Source organism: Streptomyces sp. DH37, assembly GCF_029813835.1.
Lineage (GTDB): Bacteria > Actinomycetota > Actinomycetes > Streptomycetales > Streptomycetaceae > Streptomyces.
In genome coordinates this window covers 189,800-214,931 of record NZ_JARVKV010000004.1, presented here as the reverse complement: position 1 = coordinate 214,931, position 25,132 = coordinate 189,800, and the positions used below count along the sequence as shown (strand labels likewise).

General features: G+C 73.6%; 24 protein-coding genes. 12 read left to right on the top strand and 12 right to left on the bottom strand.

The features are described 5' to 3' along the window. Window positions 1–58: 58 nt before the first annotated feature. From pssA to QC029_RS04085, 9 genes are all read right to left on the bottom strand, one after another. Entirely contained in the window at window positions 59–916 is an 858-nt protein-coding gene (gene pssA, locus QC029_RS04125; RefSeq protein WP_279553955.1) for a CDP-diacylglycerol--serine O-phosphatidyltransferase, read from the bottom strand. Then, window positions 903–1,550 (bottom strand): phosphatidylserine decarboxylase, encoded by a 648-nt coding sequence (locus tag QC029_RS04120; protein ID WP_279553954.1) that lies wholly within the window; start codon window positions 1,548–1,550, stop codon window positions 903–905. Before QC029_RS04120 ends, pssA begins: the two co-directional genes overlap by 14 nt. 187 nt (window positions 1,551–1,737) lie before the next feature. Next, window positions 1,738–2,937 carry an acyl-CoA dehydrogenase family protein gene (locus QC029_RS04115; protein WP_279553953.1) on the bottom strand — a complete coding sequence of 400 codons (1,200 nt, stop codon included), beginning with the start codon at window positions 2,935–2,937 and terminating at the stop codon, window positions 1,738–1,740. A gap of 1 nt (window position 2,938) precedes the next feature. After that, the gene (locus QC029_RS04110; RefSeq protein WP_279553952.1) at window positions 2,939–3,472 is read right to left on the bottom strand and encodes a MaoC family dehydratase; all 534 of its coding nucleotides are present in this window, start codon (window positions 3,470–3,472) and stop codon (window positions 2,939–2,941) included. A 114-nt stretch (window positions 3,473–3,586) separates the two neighbouring features. Continuing rightward, a complete protein-coding gene (locus QC029_RS04105) occupies window positions 3,587–4,573 on the bottom strand; it encodes a CoA ester lyase (RefSeq protein ID WP_279553951.1) in 987 nt (328 codons plus the stop codon). Further along, the gene (locus QC029_RS04100) at window positions 4,570–6,582 is read right to left on the bottom strand and encodes a protein meaA (protein WP_279553950.1); all 2,013 of its coding nucleotides are present in this window, start codon (window positions 6,580–6,582) and stop codon (window positions 4,570–4,572) included. The genes QC029_RS04105 and QC029_RS04100 overlap by 4 nt, the downstream gene beginning before the upstream one ends. Before the next feature lie 7 nt (window positions 6,583–6,589). Then, window positions 6,590–7,927, bottom strand: a complete 1,338-nt coding sequence (ccrA, locus tag QC029_RS04095; protein WP_279553949.1) for a crotonyl-CoA carboxylase/reductase — start codon at window positions 7,925–7,927, stop codon at window positions 6,590–6,592. Window positions 7,928–8,302: 375 nt separating this feature from the next. Beyond that, window positions 8,303–9,097, bottom strand: a complete 795-nt coding sequence (locus tag QC029_RS04090) for a TetR family transcriptional regulator (RefSeq protein ID WP_279553948.1) — start codon at window positions 9,095–9,097, stop codon at window positions 8,303–8,305. A 107-nt stretch (window positions 9,098–9,204) separates the two neighbouring features. Continuing rightward, the gene (locus QC029_RS04085; RefSeq protein ID WP_279553947.1) at window positions 9,205–10,989 is read right to left on the bottom strand and encodes a 3-hydroxyacyl-CoA dehydrogenase family protein; all 1,785 of its coding nucleotides are present in this window, start codon (window positions 10,987–10,989) and stop codon (window positions 9,205–9,207) included. A 317-nt stretch (window positions 10,990–11,306) separates the two neighbouring features. Between QC029_RS04085 and QC029_RS04080 the strand changes: the two genes are divergently transcribed. Beyond that, complete coding sequence (locus QC029_RS04080; protein ID WP_279553946.1) at window positions 11,307–11,900, top strand: HEAT repeat domain-containing protein; 594 nt, start codon at window positions 11,307–11,309, stop codon at window positions 11,898–11,900. A gap of 390 nt (window positions 11,901–12,290) precedes the next feature. On the opposite strand, the gene QC029_RS04075 is transcribed toward QC029_RS04080, so the two are convergent. Further along, window positions 12,291–12,530, bottom strand: a complete 240-nt coding sequence (locus QC029_RS04075) for a hypothetical protein (RefSeq protein ID WP_279553945.1) — start codon at window positions 12,528–12,530, stop codon at window positions 12,291–12,293. Between the two features lie 242 nt (window positions 12,531–12,772). Between QC029_RS04075 and QC029_RS04070 the strand changes: the two genes are divergently transcribed. After that, window positions 12,773–13,321 carry a GNAT family N-acetyltransferase gene (locus QC029_RS04070; protein WP_279553944.1) on the top strand — a complete coding sequence of 183 codons (549 nt, stop codon included), beginning with the start codon at window positions 12,773–12,775 and terminating at the stop codon, window positions 13,319–13,321. On the opposite strand, the gene QC029_RS04065 is transcribed toward QC029_RS04070, so the two are convergent. Next, on the bottom strand, window positions 13,308–14,345 hold the full coding sequence (locus QC029_RS04065; RefSeq protein WP_279553943.1) for an Rv2578c family radical SAM protein: 1,038 nt from the start codon (window positions 14,343–14,345) through the stop codon (window positions 13,308–13,310). The genes QC029_RS04070 and QC029_RS04065 overlap by 14 nt on opposite strands. Before the next feature lie 141 nt (window positions 14,346–14,486). Here QC029_RS04065 and QC029_RS04060 point away from each other — a divergent pair, with 141 nt between their 5' ends. From QC029_RS04060 to QC029_RS04035, 6 genes are all read left to right on the top strand, one after another. Beyond that, on the top strand, window positions 14,487–14,945 hold the full coding sequence (locus QC029_RS04060; RefSeq protein WP_279553942.1) for an SRPBCC family protein: 459 nt from the start codon (window positions 14,487–14,489) through the stop codon (window positions 14,943–14,945). Between the two features lie 127 nt (window positions 14,946–15,072). Next, complete coding sequence (locus QC029_RS04055) at window positions 15,073–15,846, top strand: SAM-dependent methyltransferase (protein WP_279553941.1); 774 nt, start codon at window positions 15,073–15,075, stop codon at window positions 15,844–15,846. 85 nt (window positions 15,847–15,931) lie between these two features. Next, window positions 15,932–16,768, top strand: coding sequence for a M55 family metallopeptidase (locus tag QC029_RS04050; RefSeq protein ID WP_279553940.1), 837 nt, complete (start codon window positions 15,932–15,934; stop codon window positions 16,766–16,768). Next, window positions 16,761–18,089, top strand: coding sequence for a M20/M25/M40 family metallo-hydrolase (locus tag QC029_RS04045; RefSeq protein ID WP_279553939.1), 1,329 nt, complete (start codon window positions 16,761–16,763; stop codon window positions 18,087–18,089). Before QC029_RS04050 ends, QC029_RS04045 begins: the two co-directional genes overlap by 8 nt. Before the next feature lie 104 nt (window positions 18,090–18,193). After that, entirely contained in the window at window positions 18,194–20,209 is a 2,016-nt protein-coding gene (locus tag QC029_RS04040; RefSeq protein ID WP_279553938.1) for a prolyl oligopeptidase family serine peptidase, read from the top strand. After that, window positions 20,206–21,189, top strand: a complete 984-nt coding sequence (locus QC029_RS04035; protein ID WP_279553937.1) for an LD-carboxypeptidase — start codon at window positions 20,206–20,208, stop codon at window positions 21,187–21,189. The genes QC029_RS04040 and QC029_RS04035 overlap by 4 nt, the downstream gene beginning before the upstream one ends. A gap of 64 nt (window positions 21,190–21,253) precedes the next feature. Here QC029_RS04035 and QC029_RS04030 read toward each other — a convergent pair whose 3' ends face one another. Further along, the gene (locus QC029_RS04030; RefSeq protein WP_279553936.1) at window positions 21,254–22,198 is read right to left on the bottom strand and encodes an aminoglycoside phosphotransferase family protein; all 945 of its coding nucleotides are present in this window, start codon (window positions 22,196–22,198) and stop codon (window positions 21,254–21,256) included. Between the two features lie 171 nt (window positions 22,199–22,369). Between QC029_RS04030 and QC029_RS04025 the strand changes: the two genes are divergently transcribed. The 4 genes from QC029_RS04025 (at window position 22,370) to QC029_RS04010 (ending at window position 25,066) form a co-directional block, all read left to right on the top strand. Next, the gene (locus QC029_RS04025) at window positions 22,370–23,149 is read left to right on the top strand and encodes an SDR family NAD(P)-dependent oxidoreductase (protein ID WP_279553935.1); all 780 of its coding nucleotides are present in this window, start codon (window positions 22,370–22,372) and stop codon (window positions 23,147–23,149) included. A 254-nt stretch (window positions 23,150–23,403) separates the two neighbouring features. Next, on the top strand, window positions 23,404–24,114 hold the full coding sequence (locus QC029_RS04020; RefSeq protein ID WP_279553934.1) for a class I SAM-dependent methyltransferase: 711 nt from the start codon (window positions 23,404–23,406) through the stop codon (window positions 24,112–24,114). Between the two features lie 29 nt (window positions 24,115–24,143). Next, entirely contained in the window at window positions 24,144–24,788 is a 645-nt protein-coding gene (locus tag QC029_RS04015) for a 4'-phosphopantetheinyl transferase superfamily protein (protein WP_279553933.1), read from the top strand. Between the two features lie 47 nt (window positions 24,789–24,835). Further along, complete coding sequence (locus QC029_RS04010) at window positions 24,836–25,066, top strand: DUF1049 domain-containing protein (protein WP_279553932.1); 231 nt, start codon at window positions 24,836–24,838, stop codon at window positions 25,064–25,066. Window positions 25,067–25,132 lie beyond the last annotated feature (66 nt).

Sequence of the window (25,132 nt, the reverse complement as noted above, 5' to 3'; positions counted from 1 at the left end):
GACGGGTTCCATGGAACCCGTCCGGCGCCCGCGGTGCGAGCCGTCCGCCGGCGGCCGGTTAGGGCTGGGCCGCCGCCCGTGCCTCGCGGCGGTTGTCGCGGAAGGTGTTGACCCGGCGCGCGGTGGCGAACAGCGGGATCACCGCGCCCAGCACCAGCTGCAGCGCGCAGCCGGTCTGCAGCAGCAGCTCACCGCCCGGGGCGTCGAAGGCCCAGGCCGTCAGCAGGCCCATGCTCAGCACGATCCAGCCGAGCATCGCCACGGCCAGCAGGCCGCGCGGCTTGGGGTACTCCACCCGGCTGACCATCAGCCAGGCCACCCCGACGATGGCCAGCAGCGTCGGGACGAACGGCAGCTCCAGCAGGACGATCGAGACGACCGTCAGCGCCCCGAAGGGGCTGGGCATGCCCTGGAACACCCCGTTGGGCAGGGTGAGGCAGGAGAACCTGGCGAGCCGCAGCACCACCGCCAGCAGCACCACGATCCCGGCGAGCGCCGAGACCCCCTGGTACGCGTCGTTGGCCACCATCCCCCAGACCAGCACGAAGTACGCGGGGGCCAGCCCGAAGCTGATCAGGTCGGAGAGGTTGTCGAGCTCCGCGCCCATCGCCGAGCTGCGCAGCTTGCGCGCCACGAGCCCGTCGAAGAGGTCGAACACCGACGCCAGCAGCATCAGCATCACGGCGGTCGCGGCGCTGTGCCGCGCCATGCCGCCGTCGCCGTTGCCGGTCAGATGCGGGATCAGGACACCGGTGGTGGTGAAGTACACCGCCAGGAAGCCGCAGGTGGCGTTGCCGAGGGTGAGCGCGTCGGCTATCGACAGCCGCATGGACAGCGGCATGTCGCCCATCTCGTCGGCGTCGTCGTCCATGTCGGCCTCGGGCACCCACTGGGTGTCGGGATCAATCACGGTCAAGGCGAGTCACCCCCGCGGTAGTGGGCTGGCCGACCTCGACGGCGACCTCGACGCCCTCCGGGAGGTAGAGGTCCACGCGCGAGCCGAAGCGGATCAGCCCGATCCGCTCGCCCTGCTCGACCTTCGCGCCCTGCTCGACGTACGGCACGATCCGCCGGGCCACGGCACCGGCGATCTGGACCATCTCGATGTCGCCCAGCTCGGTGTCGAAGTGCCAGACGACCCGCTCGTTGTTCTCGCTCTCCTTGTTGAACGCCGGGACGAAGCCGCCGGGCACGTGCTCGACGGACGTCACCGTGCCCGCCAGCGGGGCGCGGTTGACGTGAACGTTCAGCGGGCTCATGAAGATCGCGACGCGGGTGCGTCCGTCCTTCCACGGCATGATGCTCTGCACCACGCCGTCGGCCGGGGAGATGACGCGGCCCTGGGCGATCTCTCGCTCGGGGTCGCGGAAGAACCACAGCATGCCCGCCGCCAGGGCGGTGGCGGGCACTGCCGCCACGGCCGCGCCTCTCGAGCGCCTGGCGCGGGCCAGGCTGAGGGCGGCGGTGGCGACGGTCGGGAGGAGCCACGGCGATGCTCCGCGCGCGAGACGGATTCGGCCGCGTTGTGCAGAGGATGGGCTGTGGGGCATGAATGACCTTCGTAGCGGAGGGTGCCGCGTATACACGGGGGACGGCGGCTTTCCCGGGATGCTATCGGTTACCGGTGGCAACTGGGCAAGCCAGAGCACCAGTCGGGACCGTGGACTCCCTGGAAGGCCTCGGGTCGGGGTGCCGTCCCTTTGACAGGAAAAACACCCCGAATGAGGCATTCTACCCCTAAAGCTTGTACTCCTCCAGGAGTCGGCGTCCCACGATCATCTTCTGGATCTCCGCCGTGCCTTCACCGATCAGGAGCATCGGGGCCTCACGGTACAGCCGTTCGATCTCGTACTCCTTGGAGAAACCGTAACCGCCGTGGATGCGGAACGCGTCCTCCACGACCTCCTTGCAGTACTCCGAGGCGAGGTATTTGGCCATGCCGGCCTCCAGGTCGTTGCGCTGCCCGGAGTCCTTCTTCCGTGCGGCGCCGACCATCAGGGCGTGCGCGGCCTCCACCTTGGTGGCCATTTCGGCCAACTTGAACTGAATTGCCTGGTGCTGGGCGATCGGCTTGCCGAAGGTGTGCCGCTGCTGGGCGTAGGAGATGCCCAGCTCGAAGGCGCGCTGGGCCACGCCGCAGCCGCGCGCGGCCACGTTGACCCGGCCGACCTCGACGCCGTCCATCATCTGGTAGAAGCCGCGGCCGGTGGCGCCGCCCAGGATCCGGTTCTCCGGGACGCGCAGGCCGTCCAGGATCATCTCGGTGGTGTCGACGCCCTTGTAGCCCATCTTCTCGATCTTGCCGGGGATCGTCAGACCCGGCCTGACCTCGCCGAAGCCCGGCTCCTTCTCGACGAGGAAGGTGGTCATCGACCGGTGCGGGGCCGTATTCTCAGGGTGGCCCTCGTCGGTCCGGCACAACACCGCGACCAGCGAGGACGTGCCGCCGTTGGTCAGCCACATCTTCTGGCCGGTCAGCACGTACTCGTCGCCGTCGCGCACCCCCTTGGTGGTGATGGCCGACACGTCCGAGCCCAGGCCCGGCTCGGACATGGAGAAGGCGCCGCGGACCTCGCCGGCCGCCATCCGGGGGAGGAAGTACTCCTTCTGCTCGTCGGTGCCGTGCTGCTTGATCATGTACGCGACGATGAAGTGCGTGTTGATGATGCCGGACACGCTCATCCAGCCGCGGGCGATCTCCTCCACGCACAGTGCGTAGGTGAGCAGCGACTCCCCGAGGCCGCCGTACTCCTCGGGGATCATCAGGCCGAAGATCCCCAGGTCCTTCAGGCCCTCGACGATCCGGGTCGGGTACTCGTCCCGGTGCTCCAGCTCGGTGGCGACCGGGATGATCTCCTTGTCGACGAAGCCGCGGACGGTGGAGAGGATCTCCCGCTGGACGTCCGTCAGGCCCTCGGTCCGCGCCAGGCGTCCCATGTCACTTCCCTCCCTTTCCGGAGTCCTGCTCGGCCCCGCGCGGCTCGGGGCGCCCGGGCTGCTCGCCCCCGCGCTCCTCGATGTACTCGGCGGTGGGCACCATCACCTTGCGGCGGAAGACGCACACCAGGGTGCCGTCCTGCTTGTAGCCCCTGGTCTCGACGTGGACGATGCCGCGGTCCGGCTTGGACCTCGACGGCGTCTTGTCCAGCACGGTCGTCTCGCCGTAGACGGTGTCGCCGTGGAAGGTGGGCGCCACGTGCCGCAGCGACTCGATCTCCAGGTTGGCGATGGCCTTGCCGGAGACGTCCGGCACGGACATGCCCAGCAGCAGCGAGTAGACGTAGTTGCCGACCACGACGTTCCTGCCGAAGTCCGTCGTCTTCCCGGCGTAGTTGGCGTCCATGTGGAGCGGGTGGTGGTTCATGGTCAGCAGGCAGAAGAGGTGGTCGTCGTACTCCGTGACCGTCTTGCCGGGCCAGTGCCGGTAGACGTCCCCGACCTCGAACTCCTCGTAGGTGCGGCCGAACTGCATGGTGTGACTCTCCGTGGGTGTGGTGTGCGGGCGGGTGACCGGGCCGGGCCGCCCCCGGCCCCGCCCCCGGGAAGGGGGCGCGGGGAGCCCGGGAGCGGCCCGCGGTGGTGGGGGTCAGGCGGCCGGCGGCTCGAACTTCGAGGTCCGCTCCATGCCGGCGGCCCGGCCCTTGCCCGCGATGACCAGCGCCATCTTCCGGCTGGCCTCGTCGATCATCTCGTCGCCGAGCATCGCCGAGCCCTTCCTGCCGCCCGCCTCGGAGGTGAAGTACTCGTAGGCGTCCAGGATCAGCTCGGCGTGGTCGTAGTCCTCCTGGGAGGGGGAGAAGACCTCGTTGGCGGCGTCCACCTGGCCCGGGTGCAGCACCCACTTGCCGTCGAAGCCGAGGGCCGCGGCGCGCCGGGCGACGGCCCGGAAGCCGTCCACGTTCTTGATCTGCAGGTAGGGGCCGTCGATCGCCTGGAGGTTGTGGGTGCGGGCGGCCATCAGGATGCGCATCAGGATGTAGTGGTACGCGTCCGCCGGGTAACCGGGCGGCTGCTCGCCCACGACCAGGGACTTCATGTTGATGGAGGCCATGAAGTCGGCCGGGCCGAAGATGATCGTCTCCAGCCGCGGCGAGGCGGCGGCGATCTCGTCGACGTTCACCAGGCCCTTGGCGTTCTCGATCTGCGCCTCGATGCCGATGCGGCCGACCTCGAAGCCCATCGTCTTCTCGATCTGGGTCAGCAGCAGGTCCAGCGCCGTGACCTGGGAGGCGTCCTGGACCTTCGGCAGCATGATGCAGTCCAGGTTGGGACCGGCGCCCTCGACGACCGTGACGACGTCGCGGTACGTCCAGTGGGTGGTCCAGTCGTTGACGCGCACGACCCTGGTCTTGCCCGTCCAGTCGCCCTCGTTGAGGAACTTCACGATGGTGTGCCGGGCCTCGGGCTTGGCCAGCGGGGCGCAGGCGTCCTCCAGGTCCAGGAAGACCTGGTCGGCGGGGAGACCCTGGGCCTTCTCCAGGAAGCGGGGATTGCTCCCCGGCACCGCGAGGCAGGAGCGGCGGGGACGCAGCCGGTTCACCGGCGTCGCGGGCGCACTCGGGTGGGACGTCATGCGGGGACCTCCAGAGGGTCGAGCCTGTTCGCGGTGCGGATCTCGTCGACGATACGGCCGATGATCTCCGTGATGCCGAAGTCCTTCGGGGTGAAGACCGCCGCGACGCCGACGGAGCGCAGCGCCTCGGCGTCGGCGCGCGGGATGATGCCGCCGACGACGACGGGCACGTCGTCCACGCCCGCCCGGCGCAGCCGGTCCAGCACGTCGGGCACCAGCTCGGCGTGCGAGCCGGAGAGGATGGACAGCCCCACGCAGTGCACGTCCTCGGCGACGGCCGCCGAGACGATCTGCTCGGGGGTGAGCCGGATGCCCTGGTAGACCACCTCGAAGCCCGCGTCGCGGGCCCGTACGGCGATCTGCTCGGCCCCGTTGCTGTGCCCGTCCAGACCGGGCTTGCCCACCAGCAGGCGCAGCCTGCCGCAGCCCAGCTCGGCGGCGGTGGCCTCCACCCTGCGGCGCACCCCGGCCAGCCGCGAGCCCTCCTCGGCGGGGGTGGCCACCGGCGCCGAGCTCACCCCGGTGGGGGCCCGGTACTCGCCGAAGACGTCCCGCAGCGCCCAGGCCCACTCGCCGGTGGTCACCCCGGCCCGGACGCACTCCAGGGTGGCCGGCATCAGGTTGCCGTCGCCCGCGGCGATCCGCTTCAGCTCGGCGAGCGCCTGGTGGGCGCGGGCCTCGTCCCGTCCGTCGCGCCACCGCTGGAGGGCCGCGACGACGTTCCGCTCCACCGCCGGGTCCACGGTCATGATGGCCGCGTCCAGGTCGGCGGTGAGCGGGTTGGGCTCGGTGGACTCGAAGCAGTTGACCCCGACGATCTTCTCCTCGCCGGACTCGATGCGGGCCCGGCGCTCGGCGTGCGAGGCGACCAGCTGCGACTTCAGGTAGCCGGACTCCACGGCGGCCATGGCGCCGCCCATCTCCTGGATGCGCTCGATCTCGGCGAGCGCGCCCTCGGCCAGCTCGGCGGTCCTCGCCTCGACCACGTGCGACCCGGCGAACAGGTCGTCGTACTCCAGCAGGTCGCTCTCGTGGGCGAGGACCTGCTGGATGCGCAGCGACCACTGCTGGTCCCAGGGTCTGGGCAGGCCGAGGGCCTCGTTCCAGGCGGGCAGCTGCACGGCGCGGGCGCGGGCGTCCTTGGAGAGGGTGACGGCCAGCATCTCCAGCACGATCCGCTGGACGTTGTTCTCCGGCTGCGCCTCGGTCAGCCCGAGGGAGTTGACCTGGACGCCGTAGCGGAAGCGGCGGTGCCGGGGGTCCTCGATCCCGTACCGCTCGCGCGTGATCCCGTCCCAGATGCGGGTGAAGGCCCGCATCTTGCACATCTCCTCGACGAAGCGGACGCCCGCGTTGACGAAGAAGGAGATCCGGCCGACGACGTCGCCCATCCGCTCCCGCGGCACCTGCCCGGAGTCGCGCACCGCGTCCAGCACCGCGATGGCGGTGGACATGGCGTACGCGATCTCCTGGACGGGTGTGGCCCCGGCCTCCTGCAGGTGGTAGCTGCAGATGTTGATCGGGTTCCACCTGGGCATGTTCGCCACGGTGTAGGCGATGGTGTCGGTGGTCAGCCGCAGGGAGGGGCCCGGCGGGAAGACGTGCGTCCCGCGCGAGAGGTACTCCTTGACGATGTCGTTCTGCGTCGTCCCCGACAGCCTGGAGACGTCCGCGCCCTGCTCCTCGGCGACCACCTGGTACAGCGCCAGCAGCCACATGGCGGTGGCGTTGATGGTCATCGAGGTGTTCATCCGCTCCAGGGGGATGTCCTGGAACAGCCGGCGCATGTCCCCGAGGTGGCTGACCGGGACCCCGACCCGGCCGACCTCGCCGCGGGCGAGGACGTGGTCGGGGTCGTAGCCGGTCTGCGTGGGCAGGTCGAACGCGACCGACAGGCCGGTCTGGCCCTTGGCGAGGTTGCGCCGGTACAGCTCGTTGGACGCCTCGGCCGTGGAGTGGCCGGCGTACGTCCGCATGAGCCACGGACGGTCTTTCTGGCGCTCTGCCATGGGGTCCTCAGACGTTCCGGAAGCGGTTGATGGCGTCGATGTGCTTGGCCCGCGTCTCCTGGTCGCGCACGCCCATGCCCTCCTGCGGCGCGAGGCACAGCACGCCGACCTTGCCCTGGTGGGCGTTGCGGTGCACGTCGTGGGCGGCCTGGCCGGTCTCCTCCAGCGAGTACGTCTTCGACAGCGTGGGGTGGATCTTCCCCTTGGCGATCAGGCGGTTGGCCTCCCAGGCCTCGCGGTAGTTGGCGAAGTGGGAGCCGATGATGCGCTTCAGCGACATCCACAGGTAGCGGTTGTCGTAGCTGTGCATGTAGCCGGAGGTGGAGGCGCAGGTGGTGATGGTGCCGCCCTTGCGGGTGACGTAGACGGACGCGCCGAAGGTCTCGCGGCCCGGGTGCTCGAAGACGATGTCCACGTCCTCGCCGCCGGTCAGCTCGCGGATGCGCTTGCCGAAGCGCTTCCACTCCTTCGGGTCCTGGGTGTTCTCGTCCTTCCAGAACCGGTAGCCCTCGGCCGAGCGGTCGATGACCGCCTCGGCGCCCATGGCGCGGCAGATGGCGGCCTTGGCCGGGGAGGAGACCACGCAGATGGGGTTGGCGCCGCCGGCCAGCGCGAACTGGGTGGCGTAGGAGCCCAGGCCGCCGGAGGCGCCCCAGATCAGCACGTTGTCGCCCTGCTTCATGCCGGCGCCGTTGCGGGAGACCAGCTGCCGGTAGGCGGTGGAGTTCACCAGGCCGGGGGCGGCGGCCTCCTCCCAGGACAGGTGGGCGGGCTTGGGCATGAGCTGGTTGGACTTCACCAGCGCGATCTCGGCCAGGCCGCCGAAGTTGGTCTCGAAGCCCCAGATGCGCTGCTCGGGGTCGAGCATGGTGTCGTTGTGGCCGTCGGCGTTCTCCAGCTCCACCGACAGGCAGTGGGCGACGACCTCGTCGCCGGGCTGCCAGGCGTTGACGCCGGGGCCGGTGCGCAGCACCACGCCCGCCAGGTCGGAGCCGATGACGTGGTACGGCAGGTCGTGGCGCCTGGCCAGCTCCGAGGTGCGCCCGTAGCGCTCCAGGAAGCCGAAGGTCGACACCGGCTCGAAGATCGAGGTCCACACCGAGTTGTAGTTCACCGAGGAGGCCATGACCGCCACCAGGGCCTCGCCGGGGCCCAGCTCCGGCACGGGCACCTCGTCCAGGTGCAGGGACTTGCGCGGGTCCTTCTCCCGGGTGGGCAGGCCCTCGAACATGCCGGCCTCGTCCTTGTGCACGGTCACCGCGCGGTAGGACTCGGGCAGTGCCAGGTTGGCGAAGTCCGCGGGCTTGCTGTCCGACGCGAGGATCGCGTCCAGGATTTCCTTCATGTGGGGCCTCCGGCGAGCGTTCGGGGACGCTTGAGGGGTCGCTGGGGTCTTCTTCGGTCTCTGAGCTGCTGTGCCGTCGGTTCGGCGGTGGTGCTGCGGCTCGGCGCGGTAGCGCTGAAGGTGCCTGTGACGCAGGCGCCCGGACGCGCGGCAGTGACCGCGGGGACAGTGCCCGGACACCGGTCACGTTATGGCACTGCGTGCCAGCACACAAGACACTGCGTGCCAAGAATTTCCCTCACCTGTCATCGGGAGTGCACGCATGAGCGGGAAAGGCCGCCCCCTGGAGGGGGCGGCCTTGTGTCTCTACTCGCTTGTGTGCGCTTATGTGTACTTATGCCTGCTCGTGTCCGCGTTCGGTGCTTCGTGTGGTGCTCAGCCCCGCCGCAGGGCCTCCTCGATCGTGCGCATCACCTGGTCCAGCGGGGCGTCGGTGCGCGCCACCGTCACCAGCACCCCGCTTCCCTCCTCGCGGGCCACCGCGGCGGCCGGGGGCGGCTGGTCGGCCGCCGCGCGGCCGGCGACGAAGCCGGTGCCGAAGGTCCGCCGCACGGTGGCGAAGGCCCGGTCGAGCTGCGCCTCCACATCGCCCCGGCCGCCCGCGCGCAGCCAGCGCCGCAGCACGTGGTTGTGCGCGGTGACCACCGCCGACGCGGCCACCTCGGCCAGCAGCGGCTCGTCGAGGCCGGCCTCGTCGCCGTCCCGGTGGGCCACGGCCGACTCGTCGAAGTGGCCCAGCAGGTAGCGCGTGAACAGCCGCTCGTAGCGGGCCACCGACGCGATCTCCCGCTCCCGCAGGGTGGGGACCTCGCGGGTGAGCCGGTAGCGCTCGACCGAGACCGCCGGGGAGGCCGCGTACATCTTCATGACCTCCTTGATGCCCCGGCACACGGTGTCCAGCGGGTTCTCGTGGGCGGGCGCCGCGTCGAGCACGGCCTTGGCGCGCTCCAGGGTGTCGTCGTGGTCCGGGAAGATGGCCTCTTCCTTGGAGCGGAAGTGCCGGAAGAAGGTGCGCCGGGCCACCCCGGCCGCGGCCGCGATCTCGTCGACCGTGGTCTCCTCGTAGCCCTTGGTGGCGAAGAGTTCCATCGCGGCGGCGGCCAGCTCGCGACGCATCTTCAGGCGCTGGCTCGGCACGTTCGGACGGGCGGACTGCACGGACTGGGACATGTGGGGAACGTTACACGGCGCACCGCCGGCGACGGGTGGGCCGCCGGGGTCCAGCAGCCCACCCCACCCGGAGTCCGCGCGGGGTGGGAACGCCGGGTCCGCCGGGCTCACCGCCTCGCGTACTCGCGGAAGCCGCGCCCGGTCTTGCGCCCCAGGCAGCCCGCCGCGACCAGGTGCTCCAGCAGCGGCGCCGGGGCCAGGCCCGGCTCGCGGAACTCCTCGTGCAGCACCCGCTCGATCGCCAGGGAGACGTCCAGACCGACCACGTCCAGCAGTTCGAACGGGCCCATCGGGTAGCCGCCGCCGAGCTTCATGGCCGCGTCGATGGCGTCCATGTCGGCGTAGTGCTCCTGCACCATCTTGACCGCGTTGTTCAGGTACGGGAACAGCAGCGCGTTGACGATGAAGCCCGCCCGGTCGCCGCAGTCCACCGGGTGCTTGCGGATCCCGGCGCACACCTCGCGCACGGTGGCGTGCACGTCGTCGTCCGTCAGGACGGTGCGCACCACCTCGACCAGCTTCATCGCGGGCGCGGGGTTGAAGAAGTGCATGCCGATCACGTCCTGCGGGCGCGAGGTGGCGCGTGCGCAGGCGACCACCGGCAGCGAGGAGGTGGTGGTGGCCAGCACCGCGCCCGGCCTGCACACCTCGTCCAGCGCCGCGAACAGGCTCTTCTTGACCTCCAGGTCCTCGGCCACCGCCTCGACCGCCAGGTCCACCCGCGCCAGCGCGGCCAGCGAGCCGGCCGGGGTGACCCGGGCGAGCGCCTCGTCCCGCGCCCCGGCGCTCATCCGCCCCTTCCGCACCGAGCGCTCCAGCGAGGAGGCGATGCGGGCCTTGGCCTTGCGGGCCTTCTCGTCGCCGCGGGCGACCAGCACCACGTCGTAGCCGGCCTTGGCGAACACCTCGGCGATGCCGCTGGCCATGGTGCCCGAGCCCGCCACCCCGACGGAGCGCACCGCGCGCGCGGCGCCCGGCGACCCGCCCTCGCCCGGGGTCAGCGCGTCCGGCACGACCGTCGCCGAGCCCGGGGCCTCGTAGGTGTAGAAGCCGCGCCCGGCCTTGCGCCCCGTCAGGCCGGCGGCGCTGAGCTGGCCCAGGATCGGCGCGGGCGCGTGCAGCCGGTCGCGGGACTCGGCGTACATCGCCTCCAGCACGGTGCGGGCGGTGTCGACGCCGATCAGGTCCAGCAGGGCGAGCGGGCCCATCGGCAGACCGCAGCCCAGCCGCATCGCCGCGTCGATGTCCTCGCGGGTGGCGTACCGCGACTCGTACATCGCCGCGGCCTGGTTGAGGTAGCCGAACAGCAGGCCGTCGGCGACGAAGCCGGGCCGGTCGCCGACCGGGATCGGCTCCTTGCCCAGGTCGAGGGCCAGATCGGTGACCGCGGCGACCGCCTCGGGGGCGGTCAGCACGCAGGAGACGATCTCCACCAGCCTCATCGCGGGCGCGGGGTTGAAGAAGTGCATCCCCAGCACGCGCTCGGGGTGCGCGGAGTCGGCGGCGAGCCGGGTGACCGACAGGGCGTTGGTGCCGGTGGCGATGAGGGCGTCCGGCTTGACGATGCCGTCCAGCGCGGCGATGACGCGCTGCTTGAGCGCGTAGTCCTCCGGCACGACCTCGATGACCAGGTCCGCGTCGGCCGCGGCCTGGAGGTCGCAGAAGGTGCGGAAGCGGGCGAGGGCGTCCCGCCGTTCCTGCTCGGTGATCCGCTCGCGCTCCACGGCGCGGGCGGTGGAGGACGCCAGGGCGGCGACGGCCCGGCGGGCGGCGTTCTCGTCGGTGTCGATGCCGATGACCTCGCGGCCCGCGCGGGCCAGGACCTCGGCGATGCCGGTGCCCATGGTGCCGAGGCCGACCACGGCGACAGTGGTGAGGGTGGGACGGTCCATCACGGGACTCCAGGGAGGAGAGAAGACGGTGACGACTGCGGGGGAGAGGAGGTGAGGTGAGAGAGGACGCGGGCGCGCGCGGCCGCGCCGGGCCCGCGTCGTACGCGGGTGTGAGACGAGCGAGAGCGGCCCTGTCCCGGGGCCGTGCTCGACCTGCGTACGTGTGTGCTGAACCGACTGCACGTCGGACGGCTGCGTCACCAGGCCGTCCAACCGAGCGGTGGTACCGCTCCGATGAGCAAACTAACCTGTGGGTAACAAGAATGCCAGAGGGTAGACCGCTTCCAGAGGTGTGGCGCATACCACAGGGAGGTGGCGTGCCGGTGGACACGGCGGGCACGGTGGACCGTGAACTGGTGGAACGGCTGAGGGCCGAGGCGGATCCGGAGGAGTACGGGCGGCTGCTCGCCCTGGCCCGGCGGGGCACACCCGCCGCCCGCGACGCGCTGGCCGCCGAACTCACCGCCCCCGCCCGCCCGTTGTGGGCCCGGGAACTGGCCGCCTGCACCCTGGGCCGGGCCGGGGACCGCCGGGCCTTCGAGACGCTGGTGTTCCTGCTCAACCACCGCGACCCGGCCCGCTGCGCCGCCGCCGCCCGCGCCCTGTTACGCCTGGACGACCCGCGCACCGCCCGCGCCGCGGCGGCGCTGGCCACCAACGAACTGCGCACCTCCTACGCGCTCCACCCCGTGAGGCTGCTGGCCGCCCTGCGCGCGCCGCTGTCCGCGCCGACCCTGATCCGCGTCCTCGACCGGCTGCTGGCCGGGCCCGTCCACCACTGGCAGGTGGCCCGCGCCTGCGTGGAGGGGCTCGGGGCGCTGGGCGACGCGCGGGCCCGGCTGGTGCTGCTGGCCGCCCGTGAGCGCGAGGAGCTGCGCGCGGCGGCCAACGAGGCGCTGCGCAGGCTGTGACTCCGGCGCCCGGCCGCTCCGTCCTGCCGCCCTGTCCTGCCGCGCCGTCCCGCCCGGCCGTCCCGCCGTGCTCCGCGGGCCCGTCGCCGGTGCTCGCCCGTGAGGGGAAACCCTGCCCCCACGGAAGAGATGATCGCGGTTGACGGGCTGTGAAACGCAGGCGAACGCCATGCGGCATCTTGTGATCCACGCCACAGCGGATCCCCGACCGCCGCTTCGAAGGCGGAGGGTGGCGAGAGCGCGCGGCAGGGGGGGCGAGCCTGCCGCAGCGCGCCGTCCGGCGCTACGGGGAGGTCGGGCTCCCCGCACCCCGCCGCCCGCGCTGCGGCGGACCGGGCAGCGGACCGGGTAGTGGGTCGGGCAGCGGACCGGGCGGTGGGGCCGGGGCCGTCAGTAGCTCCACCAACTGCCCTCGACCGGCTGGGGGATCCAGGTGTAGATGCCGCTCTCCGCCGGACCGCGCCGCCAGACGGCGGCCACGCGGTCGGCCGGGTACTCCTCCAGGCAGTCCCACACGCCCAGGGCGTCGGTGTCCTCGATGACGATCTGGCCGTCGGCGGTGCGCCCGGCCCGTCCGGCCTCGATCAGCCTCTCCCGGCCATCCGTGAGTTGCAGCTTGAAGACGGCCATCTCGCGCCTTTCCCCCGACGGCTCCGCCGTACGGCGGACCGCGGGTCTTCCGGTGTCTGCGGTGTGGTGTGGGGGCGGCCACCCCCGAGGCTCCGGACGACGACGGAGCGGTGGCCCCGGAGGTGGCGTGGAAGCAGGCCGACCGTGTCGGCGAGCAGGTTTACTCTAACGCAGGGAGAGAGTTGCACCGTCTCCTCGCACCCCGGTGGAGGCGTCCGTGTGGGGGAGGCGAGGAGGCGCCGGTGAACGGAGAGGGGCCCGTGCGCGTACGGGAGGCGGCCGAGGCGGACCTGGAGGCCGTGGCGGCGCTGCGGGTGCGGGGATGGCGGCACGCGTACCGGGGGCTGATGCCCCGGGAGTACCTGGAGGGGCTGGACGCCGCCGCGTACGCCGCCCGGCGCCGGGAGGACTTCGCCGCGACGCGCGGGACGGTCACCGACCTGGTCGCGGTGGACGGCGACGGCCGCGTCGCCGGCTGGGCCGCCTTCGGGCCGTACCGCGGGGACGGCGGTGAAGGGGGCGGGTGCGGCGGCGAGCTGTACGCCCTGTACGCCGAGCCGGAGCGCATCGGCACGGGCATCGGGCGCACGCTGCTGGACGAGGTGGTGCGGCGGTCGGTCGCGCGCCGTGTGCCCCGGCTGCTGCTGTGGGTGGTGGAGGGCAACGTACGCGCCCGGCGCTTCTACGAGGCGGCGGGCTTCGCGCCGGACGGGGCCGAGGAGTCCTCCGACGCGGGAGGGGCGCCCGTGGCGGAGGTGCGCTACGTGCGGGAGCTCCTCACAGCAGGGTGAGCTGGGTCGGGCCCGGGTCGGGCTCGGGCGCGCACCGCGGTGCGACGACGCCCCGGTGCGCACCCGGCCGGGACGGCCCGATGCCGTACTCCTCGGCCAGTTCGTGCACCTGCCGGGTGATCCGGCGCTGGTACCACTTCGGGGCGTAGGCGCCCTCGGCGTACAGCCGCTCGTAGTGGCCCACCAGCCCCGGGTGGTGCCGGGCCAGCCAGGCCGTGAACCACTCGCGCGCGCCCGGCCGCAGGTGCAGGGCGAGCGGCGTGACCGAGGTCGCGCCCGCCGCCGCGATCGCCCGCACCGTCGCGCGGAGCTGGGCGGGGCTGTCGGAGAGGAACGGGATCACCGGGGCCATCAGCACGCCGCAGCCGATGCCGTGCTCGCCCAGGGTGCGCACCACGTCCAGCCGCCGCTCGGGGGCGGGGGTGCCGGGCTCGACCGTGCGCCACAGCTCCTCGTCCAGGAAGGCCACCGACACCGATATCCCCACCTCCGCCACGGCGCTGGCCGAGCGCAGCAGCTCCAGGTCGCGCAGGATCAGGGTGCCCTTGGTGAGGAGGGAGAAGGGGTTGGCGTGGTCGCGCAGGGCGGCCAGGATGCCGGGCATCAGCCGGTAGCGGCCCTCGGCGCGCTGGTAGCAGTCGACGTTGGTGCCCATGGCTATGTGGTGACCCAGCCAGCGGGGGGAGGACAGCTCCCGGCGCAGCAGCCGGTCGGCGTTGGTCTTCACCACGATCTGGGTGTCGAAGCCGACCCCGGTGTCCAGGTCCAGATAGCCGTGGCTGCGGCGGGCGAAGCAGTACACGCAGGCGTGGGAGCAGCCCCGGTAGGGGTTGACGGTCCACTCGAACGGCATCCGGGAGGCGCCGGGCACCCGGTTGATGATCGAACGGGCCCGCACCTCGTGGAAGGTGACGCCCCGGAACTCGGGGGTGTCGACCGTGCGGGTCACCACGCCGGCGCCGAAGAGGGCGGCCGCGGCGCCGTTCGCGTCCGGTCCGTCCTGGTGCAGATTGTCCCAGCGCATGCGACCTCCTCGCTCCGGCCACAAGAATAGAACATCTGTTCCCCTTCGCGGTAACCCCGATTTGGGCGGGCGCGCCGCGGGTGGTTGGCTTGCGGGAGCGGCCGGTGTGACGGCCGGTCAGCGGACCACCCAGGAGGAGCCATGGCGCAGGTCGAGACCACCACGCAGCGCGAGATCGCGGCCCACCCGGACGACGTGTTCGACGCGCTCGCCGACTACAGCGGAACCCGGGGCAGGCTGCTGCCCGGGCAGTTCAGCGAGTACGAGGTGCGCGAGGGCGGCGACGGCAAGGGCACGCTCGTCCACTGGAAGCTCCAGGCGACCTCCAAGCGGGTGCGCGACTGCCTTCTGGAGGTGGACGAGCCGATGGAGGGACAGCTGGTCGAGCGTGACCGCAACTCCTCCATGGTCACCACCTGGACCGTCACCCCGGGGGCGGCCGAGGGCACCGCGCGGGTCACCGTCACCACCACCTGGAAGGGCGCGGGCGGCGTCGGCGGCTTCTTCGAGCGCACCTTCGCGCCCAAGGGGCTCGCCCGCATCTACGACGAGCTGCTCGCCAACCTCGCCGCCGAGACCGAAGGCCGCGCGGGCGCCTGACCGCCCGGCGCGCCGCCGCCGGCCGGGCGGGGCGCACCCGGATGCACGAACCGCGCCGGACGGGGTAGGCGGGACTCTCCCGGCGGCCGTATCCCGCGGCCCGAAGACCGAAGAGGGAGAGACCCCCGTGAACGCCACGCTCGAAGACGGCGGCTCCTCGCAGGGCATCTGGAGCACCGACCCCGCGATCACGGCCGCCGTGCACATGCCGATCTTCGAGAAGTACTTCGCCCCGGACCTGCCGCTGGTCGACGCCGACTGCGGCAACGGCGCCCAGACGGTCTTCCTGGCCGGACGCTTCCACCCGTGCGTCGGGATCGACCGCTCGGACGCCGTCCTCGACCGCGCCCGGACGGTGGTGGGGGAGGGCGAGGGCGGCCGCTCCGCCCCCGACTTCCGGCAGCTCGACGCCGCCGATCCCGGCGCGATGCGGCGGCTGCACGACGAACTGGGCGACGCCAACGTCTACCTGCGCGGCGTCCTCCAGCGCGGCGGGCCCGGCAGCCGTCCGCGCGTCGCCGAGTCCGTCGCCGCGCTCGTCGGCGAACGCGGCCGCGCCTTCGTGGTGGAGGCCGCCCCCGCCGCCCGCGCGGCCCTGGCGCGGGGAGCCGGCGCCGCGCACCCCGCCGACCTGCCCGGCCCCCTCGACTCGCCCGGCCTGTCGGACCTGCCGCACATGTCACACATGTCGCACACCTCCGAAGGGCCCGTCGCCCCGGTCGGCCCGGAGGGCGCCGGCGGAGGATCGGCGGAGCTGTCCGAACTGGCCGAGCCGTTCGCCGCGGCCGGGCTGCGGGTGCTCGCCGGCGGCTCCCTCCCGCTGTCCACAACGGAGTTCGAACCGGACGGCTCGCGGCTCGACCTCCCGTCGAACTGGCTGGTGGTGGGCCGCGGCGACTGACGCCACAGGTCTGGACCGGTGACATCGTTCCCCGCGGCCCCCCGGGTCTTTGGCCCCGCCCGGGCGGCGCGTAACGTGGCCTTCCATGACGAAGATCCTCATCAGCGCCGACATGGAGGGCGCCACGGGGGTGACCTGGCCCGCCGACGTCCTGCCGGGGACCCCGCAGTGGGAACGCTGCCGGCCGATGTTCACCTCCGACGTGAACGCGGCGATCGCCGGCTTCCTCGCCGGCGGCGCGGACGAGGTGCTGGTCAACGAGGCCCACTGGACCATGCGCAACCTGCTGCTGGAGAAGCTGGACGACCGCGCCCAGATGCTCACCGGCCGGCACAAGTCCCTCAGCATGGTCGAGGGCGTCCAGCACGGCGACGTGGACGGCATCGCCTTCGTCGGCTACCACACGGGCGCCGGCGCCGAAGGCGTCCTGGCCCACACCTACCTCGCCAACTCCATCACCGGCGTGTGGCTGGACGGCGAGCGGGCCAGCGAGGGACGCCTCAACGCCGCGGTGGTCGCCGAGTACGGCGTTCCCGTCGTGCTGGTCACCGGCGACGACCGCACCTGCGCCGACGCCCGCGGCTACGCCCCCGACGCGCGCGGCGTCGCCGTCAAGGACTACGTCTCCCGCTACGCCGCCGTCTGCCGCACCCCCGCCCGCACCGCCGCCGACATCCGCGCGGCGGCCGAGGAGGCGGTCGCGCTGGCGGTGCGCCACGAGCCCGCCGGACCGCGGTCCCGCACGGTCGAGGTCGAGTTCGACGCCGAGCACCTGGCCGGCGCCGCCACGGTCGTGCCCGGCGTGGAGCAGACGGGTGAGCGCCGGGTGGCGTACACATCGCCGTCCATGTACGAGGGGATCCGCACCTTCAAGGCGGTCACCACCGTCGTCTCTGCCGCAGTGGAGGAGCAGTATGGCTGAGCGCATCGACAACCGGGCCCTGGACGAGGTGGTCGCCTTCACCTCCGAGCTGATCCGCATCGACTCCGTCAACCTCGGCAACGGCGACGGCACCGAGCGGAAGGCCGCCGAGTACGTCGCCGGGAAGCTGGCCGACGCCGGGATCGAGCCGGTGGTGCTGGAGAAGGTCCGCGGCCGCACCAACGTCGTCGCCCGCATCGAGGGCACCGACCCGTCCGCCGACGCGCTGCTCGTCCACGGCCACCTGGACGTCGTGCCCGCCGAGCCCGCCGACTGGACCGTCCACCCCTTCTCCGGCGAGGTCCGCGACGGTGTGGTCTGGGGCCGCGGCGCGGTCGACATGAAGAACGCCGACGCGATCGTCCTGGCCACCGTCCGCGCATGGGCGAGGGCCGGGGTGCGCCCCCGCCGCGACATCGTCCTCGCCTTCACCGCCGACGAGGAGGACACCGGCCAGTACGGCGCCGACTTCCTCACCCGCGAGCACCCCGAGCTGTTCGAGGGCTGCACCGAGGGGATAAGCGAGTCGGGCGCCTACACCTTCCACGCCGGAGGCGGCCTGCAGCTCTACCCGATCGCGGCGGGCGAGCGCGGCACCGCCTGGATGCAGTTCACCGCCACCGGCCGGGCCGGGCACGGCTCCAAGGTCAACCGCGCCAACGCGGTGAGCCGGCTGGCCGCCGCGGTGCACCGCGTCGGCGAGCACACCTGGCCGGTGCGGCTGTCGAAGACCGTCCGCGCCGCCCTCACCGAGCTGTCCCGGCTCAACGGGCTGGACGCCCCCGACTTCGACGCCCCCGACTTCGACGTGGACGCCCTGCTGGCCAAGCTCGGCCCGTCCGCCAAGCTGGTCGAGGCCACCGTGCGCAACAGCTCCGCCCCCACCGGCCTCAAGGCCGGCTACAAGATCAACGTCATCCCCGGCAGCGCCACCGCGTACGTGGACGGGCGGATGCTCCCCGGCACCGAGGAGGAGTTCACCGCCACCGTGGACGAACTCACCGGCCCGGACGTGGACTGGGAGTTCTACCACCGCGGCCCGGCCCTGGAGGCGCCGGTGGACTCCCGCACCTTCGCCGTGCTGCGCGAGTCCCTGGAGCACTTCGACCCCGGCGCCCACGTCATCCCGTTCTGCATGACGGGCGGCACCGACGCCAAGCAGTTCGCGTCGCTGGGCATCGTGGGCTACGGCTTCACACCGCTGAGGCTCCCCGAGGGCCTGAACTACCAGGCGATGTTCCACGGCGTCGACGAGCGCGTCCCCGTCGACGCCCTGCACTTCGGCGTACGGGTCATGGACCGCGCCCTGTTCACCCTCTGACCGGCCCCGCGGGAACCCGTCCCGCACCGTCCCGCAGCATCCGGACGAGCCCCGACAAGTCCTGACGAGCCCCGACGAGCCCAGCCCGCGAGGAGCAGCACCCGATGACGCCCGCCACCGCCCCCTACGGCACCTGGGAGTCCCCGATCGACGCCCGCCTGGTCGCCGCGCACGACGGACACCCCGAGTACGTGGGCACCGTCGGCCCGGAGGTGTGGTGGACCGAGCCCCGCCCCGCCGAGGGCGGGCGCCGGGCCCTGATGCGGCTGCGCCCGGACGGGGCGGGCCCCGCCGAGTCGGTGCTGCCCGGACCGTGGAACGTCCGCAGCCGGGTGATCGAGTACGGCGGACGCCCCTGGGCCGGGACGGCGCGCGAGACGGGCGGTCCGCTGATCGTCTTCGTCCACCACGCCGACCAGCGGATGTACGCCTTCGAGCCGGACGCCCCCGGCGCCGGGCCGCGCCCCCTCACCCCCGTCTCGCCAATCGGCGAGGGGCTGCGCTGGGCCGACCCGGTGGTGCCGGCCGGGCGGGACGAGGTGTGGTGCGTGCTGGAGGAGTTCACCGGGGAGCGGCCCACCGACGTACGCCGGGTGATCGCGGCCGTTCCCCTGGACGGCTCGGCCGCAGCGGACCGCTCCCGGGTGCGCGAACTGACCGACGGCGCCGACCGGTTCACCACCGGCCCCCGGCTCTCCCCGGACGGGCGGCACGCGGCGTGGCTGACCTGGGACCACCCCCGGATGCCCTGGGACGGCACGGTCGTCCGCCTCGCCGACGTCACCGCCGACGGCGGCCTCGCGAACGTGCGGGCCGTCGCCGGGGGAGCGCGGGAGTCGGTGGCGCAGGCCGACTGGGGCGCGGACGGCTCGCTGCTGTACAGCGGCGACGCGAGCGGCTGGTGGAACCTGTACCGCCTGGACGTCGGGGCGGGCGGAGCCGCGGCGGGGAGCACCGCCCTGTGCCCGCGCGAGGAGGAGTTCGGCGGACCGCTGTGGAAGATCGGCCACCGGTGGTTCGAGCCGCTGGAGGACGGCACGGTCGCCGTCCTGCACGGCCGCGGCTCCCTGCGCCTGGGCATCCTGGACCCGGCCACCGGCGAACTGGCGGACGCCCCCGGCCCGTGGACCGAGTGGGCCCCGGCGCTGACCGCCGCGGGCACCCGCGTCGTCGGCGTCGCCGCGAGCCCGCACAGCGCGTACGAGGTCGTGGAGCTGGACACCCGCACCGGCCACGCCCTGGTCGTCGGCGCCGGGCACACCGACCTGGTGGACCCGGCGTACTACCCCGTCCCCGCCGAGCGCGTCTTCCGCGGACCGGACGGACGCGAGATCCACGCCCACCTGTACCCGCCGCGCCACCCCGCCGCCGAGGCCCCCGACGGCGAGCTGCCGCCGTACGTCGTCTGGGCCCACGGCGGGCCCACCGGGCGGGCGCCGCTCGTCCTGGACCTGGAGATCGCCTACTTCACCTCGCGCGGCATCGGCGTCGCCGAGGTGAACTACGGCGGCTCGGCGGGCTACGGCCGCGCCTACCGCGAGCGGCTGCGGGAGCGGTGGGGCGTGGTCGACGTCGAGGACTGCGCCGCCGTCGCCCGCGCCCTGGCCGCCGACGGCACCGCCGACCCCGCCCGGCTCGCCATACGCGGCGGCAGCGCGGGCGGCTGGACCACCGCGGTCTCCCTCACCTCGCCGCTGACCGAGGGCCTCTACGCCTGCGGGACGATCAGCTACCCGATCCTGGACCTGGCGGGCTGGGCGACCGGCGAGACCCACGACTTCGAGTCCCAGTACCTGGTCTCCCTCGTCGGCCGCGCCGAGGAGCACCCCGAGCGCTACCGCGACCGCTCGCCCGTCCACCACGCCGACCGCGTCACCGCGCCCTTCCTGCTGCTCCAGGGCCTGGACGACGTGATCTGCCCGCCCGCCCAGTGCGACCGCTTCCTGGCCGAGGTCGCCGGGCGCGGGGTGCCGCACGCGTACCTCGCCTTCGAGGGCGAGAGCCACGGCTTCCGCAGGGCGGAGACCATCACCAGGGCCGTGGAGTCCGAACTCTCCCTGTACGCACAGGTCTTCGGCTTCGACCGCCCGGACGTCCCCAGGCTGGAGCTCACCCCGTGACGCGCACCCCGTCCGCCCGGTCCCCGCGCCCCTCCCTCACCCGGCCCCGGCGGCTGCGCCCCGGCGACCGGGTGGCGATCGTGGCGCCCAGCGGGCCCGTGCCCCGCGAGCGGCTGGACGCGGGCGTGGACGTGCTGCGCGGCTGGGACCTGGACCCGGTGGTCATGCCGCACGTCCTGGACACCCACCCGCGCCTGCACCACCTGGCGGGCACCGACGCCGACCGCGCCCGCGACCTGACCGACGCCTGGTGCGACCCGTCCGTCGCCGCGGTCCTCGCCGCGCGCGGCGGCTACGGCGTCCAGCGGATGGTGGACCTGGCCGACTGGGAGGCGATGCGGGCGGCCGGCCCCAAGCTCTTCGTCGGCTACAGCGACCTGACCGTGCTGCACGAGGCGTTCGCGGCCCGGCTGGGCCTGGCCACCCTGCACGGCCCCATGCCCGCCACCGTCTCCTTCCTCAAGGACGCCGGCACCCAGGAGCATCTGCGCCGCACCCTCTTCCGGCCGGAGACGGCCATGGCGATCACCTCCCCGACCGCCCGCACGATGGTGCCCGGCCGGGCCTGCGGCACCACCTTCGGCGGCTGCCTGTCGCTGCTGGCCGCTGAACTCGGCGTGCCGGGGTGCGACGCCGTGCGCGCGGTGGGGGTCCCCCCGCCGGGGGAGGGGGGAGGCATCCTGCTGCTGGAGGACGTCGGGGAGCAGCCGTACCGCCTCGACGGCTACCTCACCCACCTGCTGCGCGCCGGGGCGCTGGACGACGTGGCGGGCGTCGTGCTGGGCTCCTGGCACGACTGCGGCCCGTACGAGGACGTCCGCGCCGTGCTGCTGGACCGGCTCGCCCCGCTGGGCGTCCCGGTGGTGGAGGAGCTGGGCTTCGGCCACGGCCCCTCGACCCTGACCGTGCCGCTCGGCGTGCGCGCCGCCCTGGACGCCGACGCGCGCACCCTGACGCTGGAGGAGCCCGCCCTGGCCTGAGCGCCGACCCGAGTACTGGTCCGGGCACTGGTCCGAGCGTCCCGCCCGTACCGGACCCCGCGGCTCACAGCCCCGCGAGGTCCGCCAGGGTGCGCACCTGGCTCATCATCGCGGCACCCGCCTCCAGGTCGCCCCGCTCGGCCACGGCCCACAGCGCCGACTCCACGCGCCGCGCCGCCGCCCACGCCTGGAGCCGCGCCGCGTCCTCGCCGAGCGCGTCGGCCACCAGCGCGCACCGCGAGGCGGCCACCTGACGCGGGACGGGCCGGCCGAAGGGGGCGTCGATCTGCTCGACCAGCGGCCAGGGGTCGTACAGCGGGTCGCCCGTCATCGGCTTGGCGTCGATCGCCAGCCAGGGCCGCCGCCCGGCGGCCAGGACGTTGCCGGGGTTGAGGTCGCCGTGCACCACGACCTCGCGGCCGGCCGTTCCGGGCAGTTCGCGCAGCAGCCGCACCCCCAGCGCCACCAGGGCCGGGTCGAAGCCGGGGGGCCTGAGCCGCGCCATGCGCTCCTCGGCCAGGTCCGCCCATCCGGCGGTCACGTCCGCCAGCGCCTCCAGACCCGTGCCCGGCGGCACGGGCGTGCTCCACAGCTCGCGCAGCACCCCCGCCCCGGCCAGCAGCCGCTCCTCGGCGGGCAGTCCGGCGGCCTTCCCCAGCTCGGTGCCGGGTGCGCAGCGCTCCAGCAGCAGCGCGTACCGCTCGGCGTCGTGCTCGTACAGCCGCACCGCGCCCCGCCCGTCCCACAGCCGCAGGGCCTCGCCCTCACCGGCGGCCTCCCGGTGCGGCCAGCCCACCTTGAGCACCGCGTCGGTGCCGTCCGCGCGCCGCACCGGCGCCACCCACGAGGCGCTGCCGCCGGCGAACGGCTCGCCGGGCACCAGCTCCCAGCGCTCGGCCAGCTCCCGGACGAGGCCGGGCAGCCGGCCGAGCCAGGCGGGACCGCCCGGATAGCCGGAGACGGTCCGGACGACGGGCAGGGTGGGCGGCACCGGGTCGGCGGGCGTCATGGGAGCCGAGCATAGGCCGCGCCCGGGACGCACCTCCGGACCACTTCCGAATCACTTCCGAATCACCGCCGAAGCACCGTCGAAGCACCGCCGAACCGCCTCCGGGCCACCGCCGAACGCGGTGTCCGATTGCCGCCGGACCCCCCGGCCGCGCCGCGTCAGGATCGAGTCATGTCCACGAAAACGACTGAGACGACCGACATGGCGGACAGGAACGGCCTGTACGGCAGGGTGGCCCTGGTGACCGGCGGCAGCCGCGGCATCGGCGAGGCCGTGGCGCTCCGGCTCGCCCGGGACGGCGCCGACGTGGCGCTGACCCACCGGGACTCCGCGGAGCGCGCGGCGCGGGTGGCCGACCGGATCGAGGCGCTCGGCCGCCGCGCCCTGGTCGTGCGCGCCGACGGCGCCGATCCGGCGGCCGTACGCGCCGCCGTCGGGACGGCCGCGGCGGAGTTCGGGCGGCTCGACATCCTGGTGAACAACGCCGGGGTCGCCGCCCTCGGGCCGATCGACGGGGTCACGCGGGAGGACGTCGACCGGACGCTGTACGTCAACGTCCGCGCCCCCTACCTGGCCTGCCAGGCAGCCGTCGCCCACATGGGAGAGGGCGGGCGGATCGTCACCGTCGGAAGCTGCGTGGTCGAGCGCGTCGCCTTCCCCGGCGCCTCCCTGTACGCCGCCGGCAAGGCCGCGCTCACCGGGCTGACCAAGGCGCTGGCCAGGGAGCTGGGGCCGCGCGGCATCACGGCCAACCTCGTCCACCCCGGCCCCGTGGACACCGAGATGAACCCCGCCGACGGACCCGACGCGGAGTACCAGAGCGGCCTGACGGCACTGGGACGCTACGGGCGGCCCGAGGAGATCGCGGCGACGGTGGCGCATCTGGCCGGCGCCCAGGGCCGGTACATCACCGGCGCCTCCATCGCCGTGGACGGGGGCTTCACGGCCTGAACCGGCCGGCGCCGGAGGAACGGGGGCACGGGCACCGGCACGGACACCGGCAAGGACACCGGCAAGGGGGCCGGCACGAACACCGGCAAGGGGGCCGGCACGAACACCGGCAAGGGGGCCGGGGCCCCTCGCCGTCACCGTCTCCCCGAACGGGCTTCCCACCACCCGCCCGCCCGGCCGGACGCCGGGCGGGCGGGCGGCGTCCGGGTGAAAAAGGGAGCGCCCGTACGGGTGTCCGTGCCAGGATCGGCCGCATGACCGCCACGCCGGAGCCCTGGACCCTCGACGAGCTCGCCCACGCCGGCCCCGAGCACCTGGACGCCGCCTTCGTGGCGGGCTTCGACCGCAAGCAGGGGTACCCCGACCCCGCGCCGGACGTCGACGCGCTGCGCCGCCACGGGGTGGGGCGGGACGCGGCCGTGGTCGACCTGGGGGCCGGGACCGGGCGGTTCGCGCTCGCGGCGGCCCGCCGGTTCGCCCGGGTGGTGGCCGTGGACGTCTCGCCCGCGATGCTGGACCACCTGCGGGCGCGGGCCGCGGAGGAGGGGGCGGCGAACGTGGAGTGCGTACGGGCCGGCTTCCTCGGCTACGAGCACACCGGCCCTCCCGCCGACGCCGTGCACACCCGGCACGCCCTCCACCAACTGCCCGACTTCTGGAAGGCGGTGGCGCTGGACCGCGTCGCCCGCGTCCTGCGGTCCGGCGGTGTGCTCAGGCTCCGCGACCTGGTCTTCGACTTCCGGCCGGGCGAGGCCGGGGAGGTCCTGGAGGCGTGGATGGCGAACGCGGCCGACGACCCCCGGCTCGGCTACACCCGCCGGGACTACGCCGAGCACCTGCGCACCGAGCACAGCACCTTCCGCTGGCTGCTGGAGCCGATGCTGGAGGCCGCCGGGTTCGAGATAGTGGAGGCGGAGTACCAGGACCGCCTGTTCGGGACGTACACCTGCCTCAGACGCCCCTGACGGACGGCACGACACCCCGAGGAGACGGATTGAAGCTGCACGTACTGCGCGTGTCCGAGCACGCGGCCGACGCACGCGACGGCGCGGTCCTGTCCGAGGAGGAGCGGGCCCGTGCCGCGGCGTTCGTCCGCGAGGCCGACCGCGACCGCTACCGGGTCGCCCACACGGCCCTGCGCCTGGAACTGGCCGCCGTCCTGGGCACCGATCCCGCCGCCGTCCCCTTCACCCGCGAGCCGTGCCCGCTGTGCGGCGGGCCGCACGGCCGCCCGGCCGTCCCCGGCAACCCGGTGCACTTCTCGCTGTCGCACGCGGGCGACGTGGTGCTGATCGCCCTGGACGAGGCGCCCGTGGGCGCCGACGTGGAGGCGCACCCCACGGCCGCCGTGGTCGCCGAGACCGTCTCCGCCCTCCACCCGCGCGAGCGCGCCGAGATCGGCAGGCTGCCCTCCGCCGACCGCCCGGCCGCCTTCGCCCGCTGCTGGACCCGGAAGGAGGCGTACCTCAAGGGCACCGGAGCCGGGCTGGGCGAGGATCCGGGCACCACCTACGTCGGCAGCCTCGCGACCCCCGCCGAGGTCCCCGGCTGGACGCTCACCGACGTCCAGGCGCCCGGGGGCTACGCGGCGGCCGTCGCGGTCGCCGTCCCCCGTACGGACGGCGGAGGCGCCCCGTAGGGACGGCACGCCGGGCGGGCCGGGGCGCCCGCGCCCATGGTGGACCCATGAACACACACAGGAGAACGGGCGGCGAGGGCGCACGCGGCTTCCTGGCCCCGGGCAGGGTGCTGGTGCTGCTGCTGTTGGCCGCCACCCTGGTCTTCGTCTTCCAGAACACCGACGAGACGGAGATCAGGCTGCTGGTCCCCGTCGTCACCATCCCGCTGTGGGTGGCGCTGCTGATCCCCGGCGTGATCGGGCTGCTGTCCGGGATGTACCTGGTGCGCCGCAGGTAGCCGCCATCCGGGGGCCCGCGGCGCCGGGGGAGGAATGATCACCCCCGGCGGGGAAGTTGTGCCGGA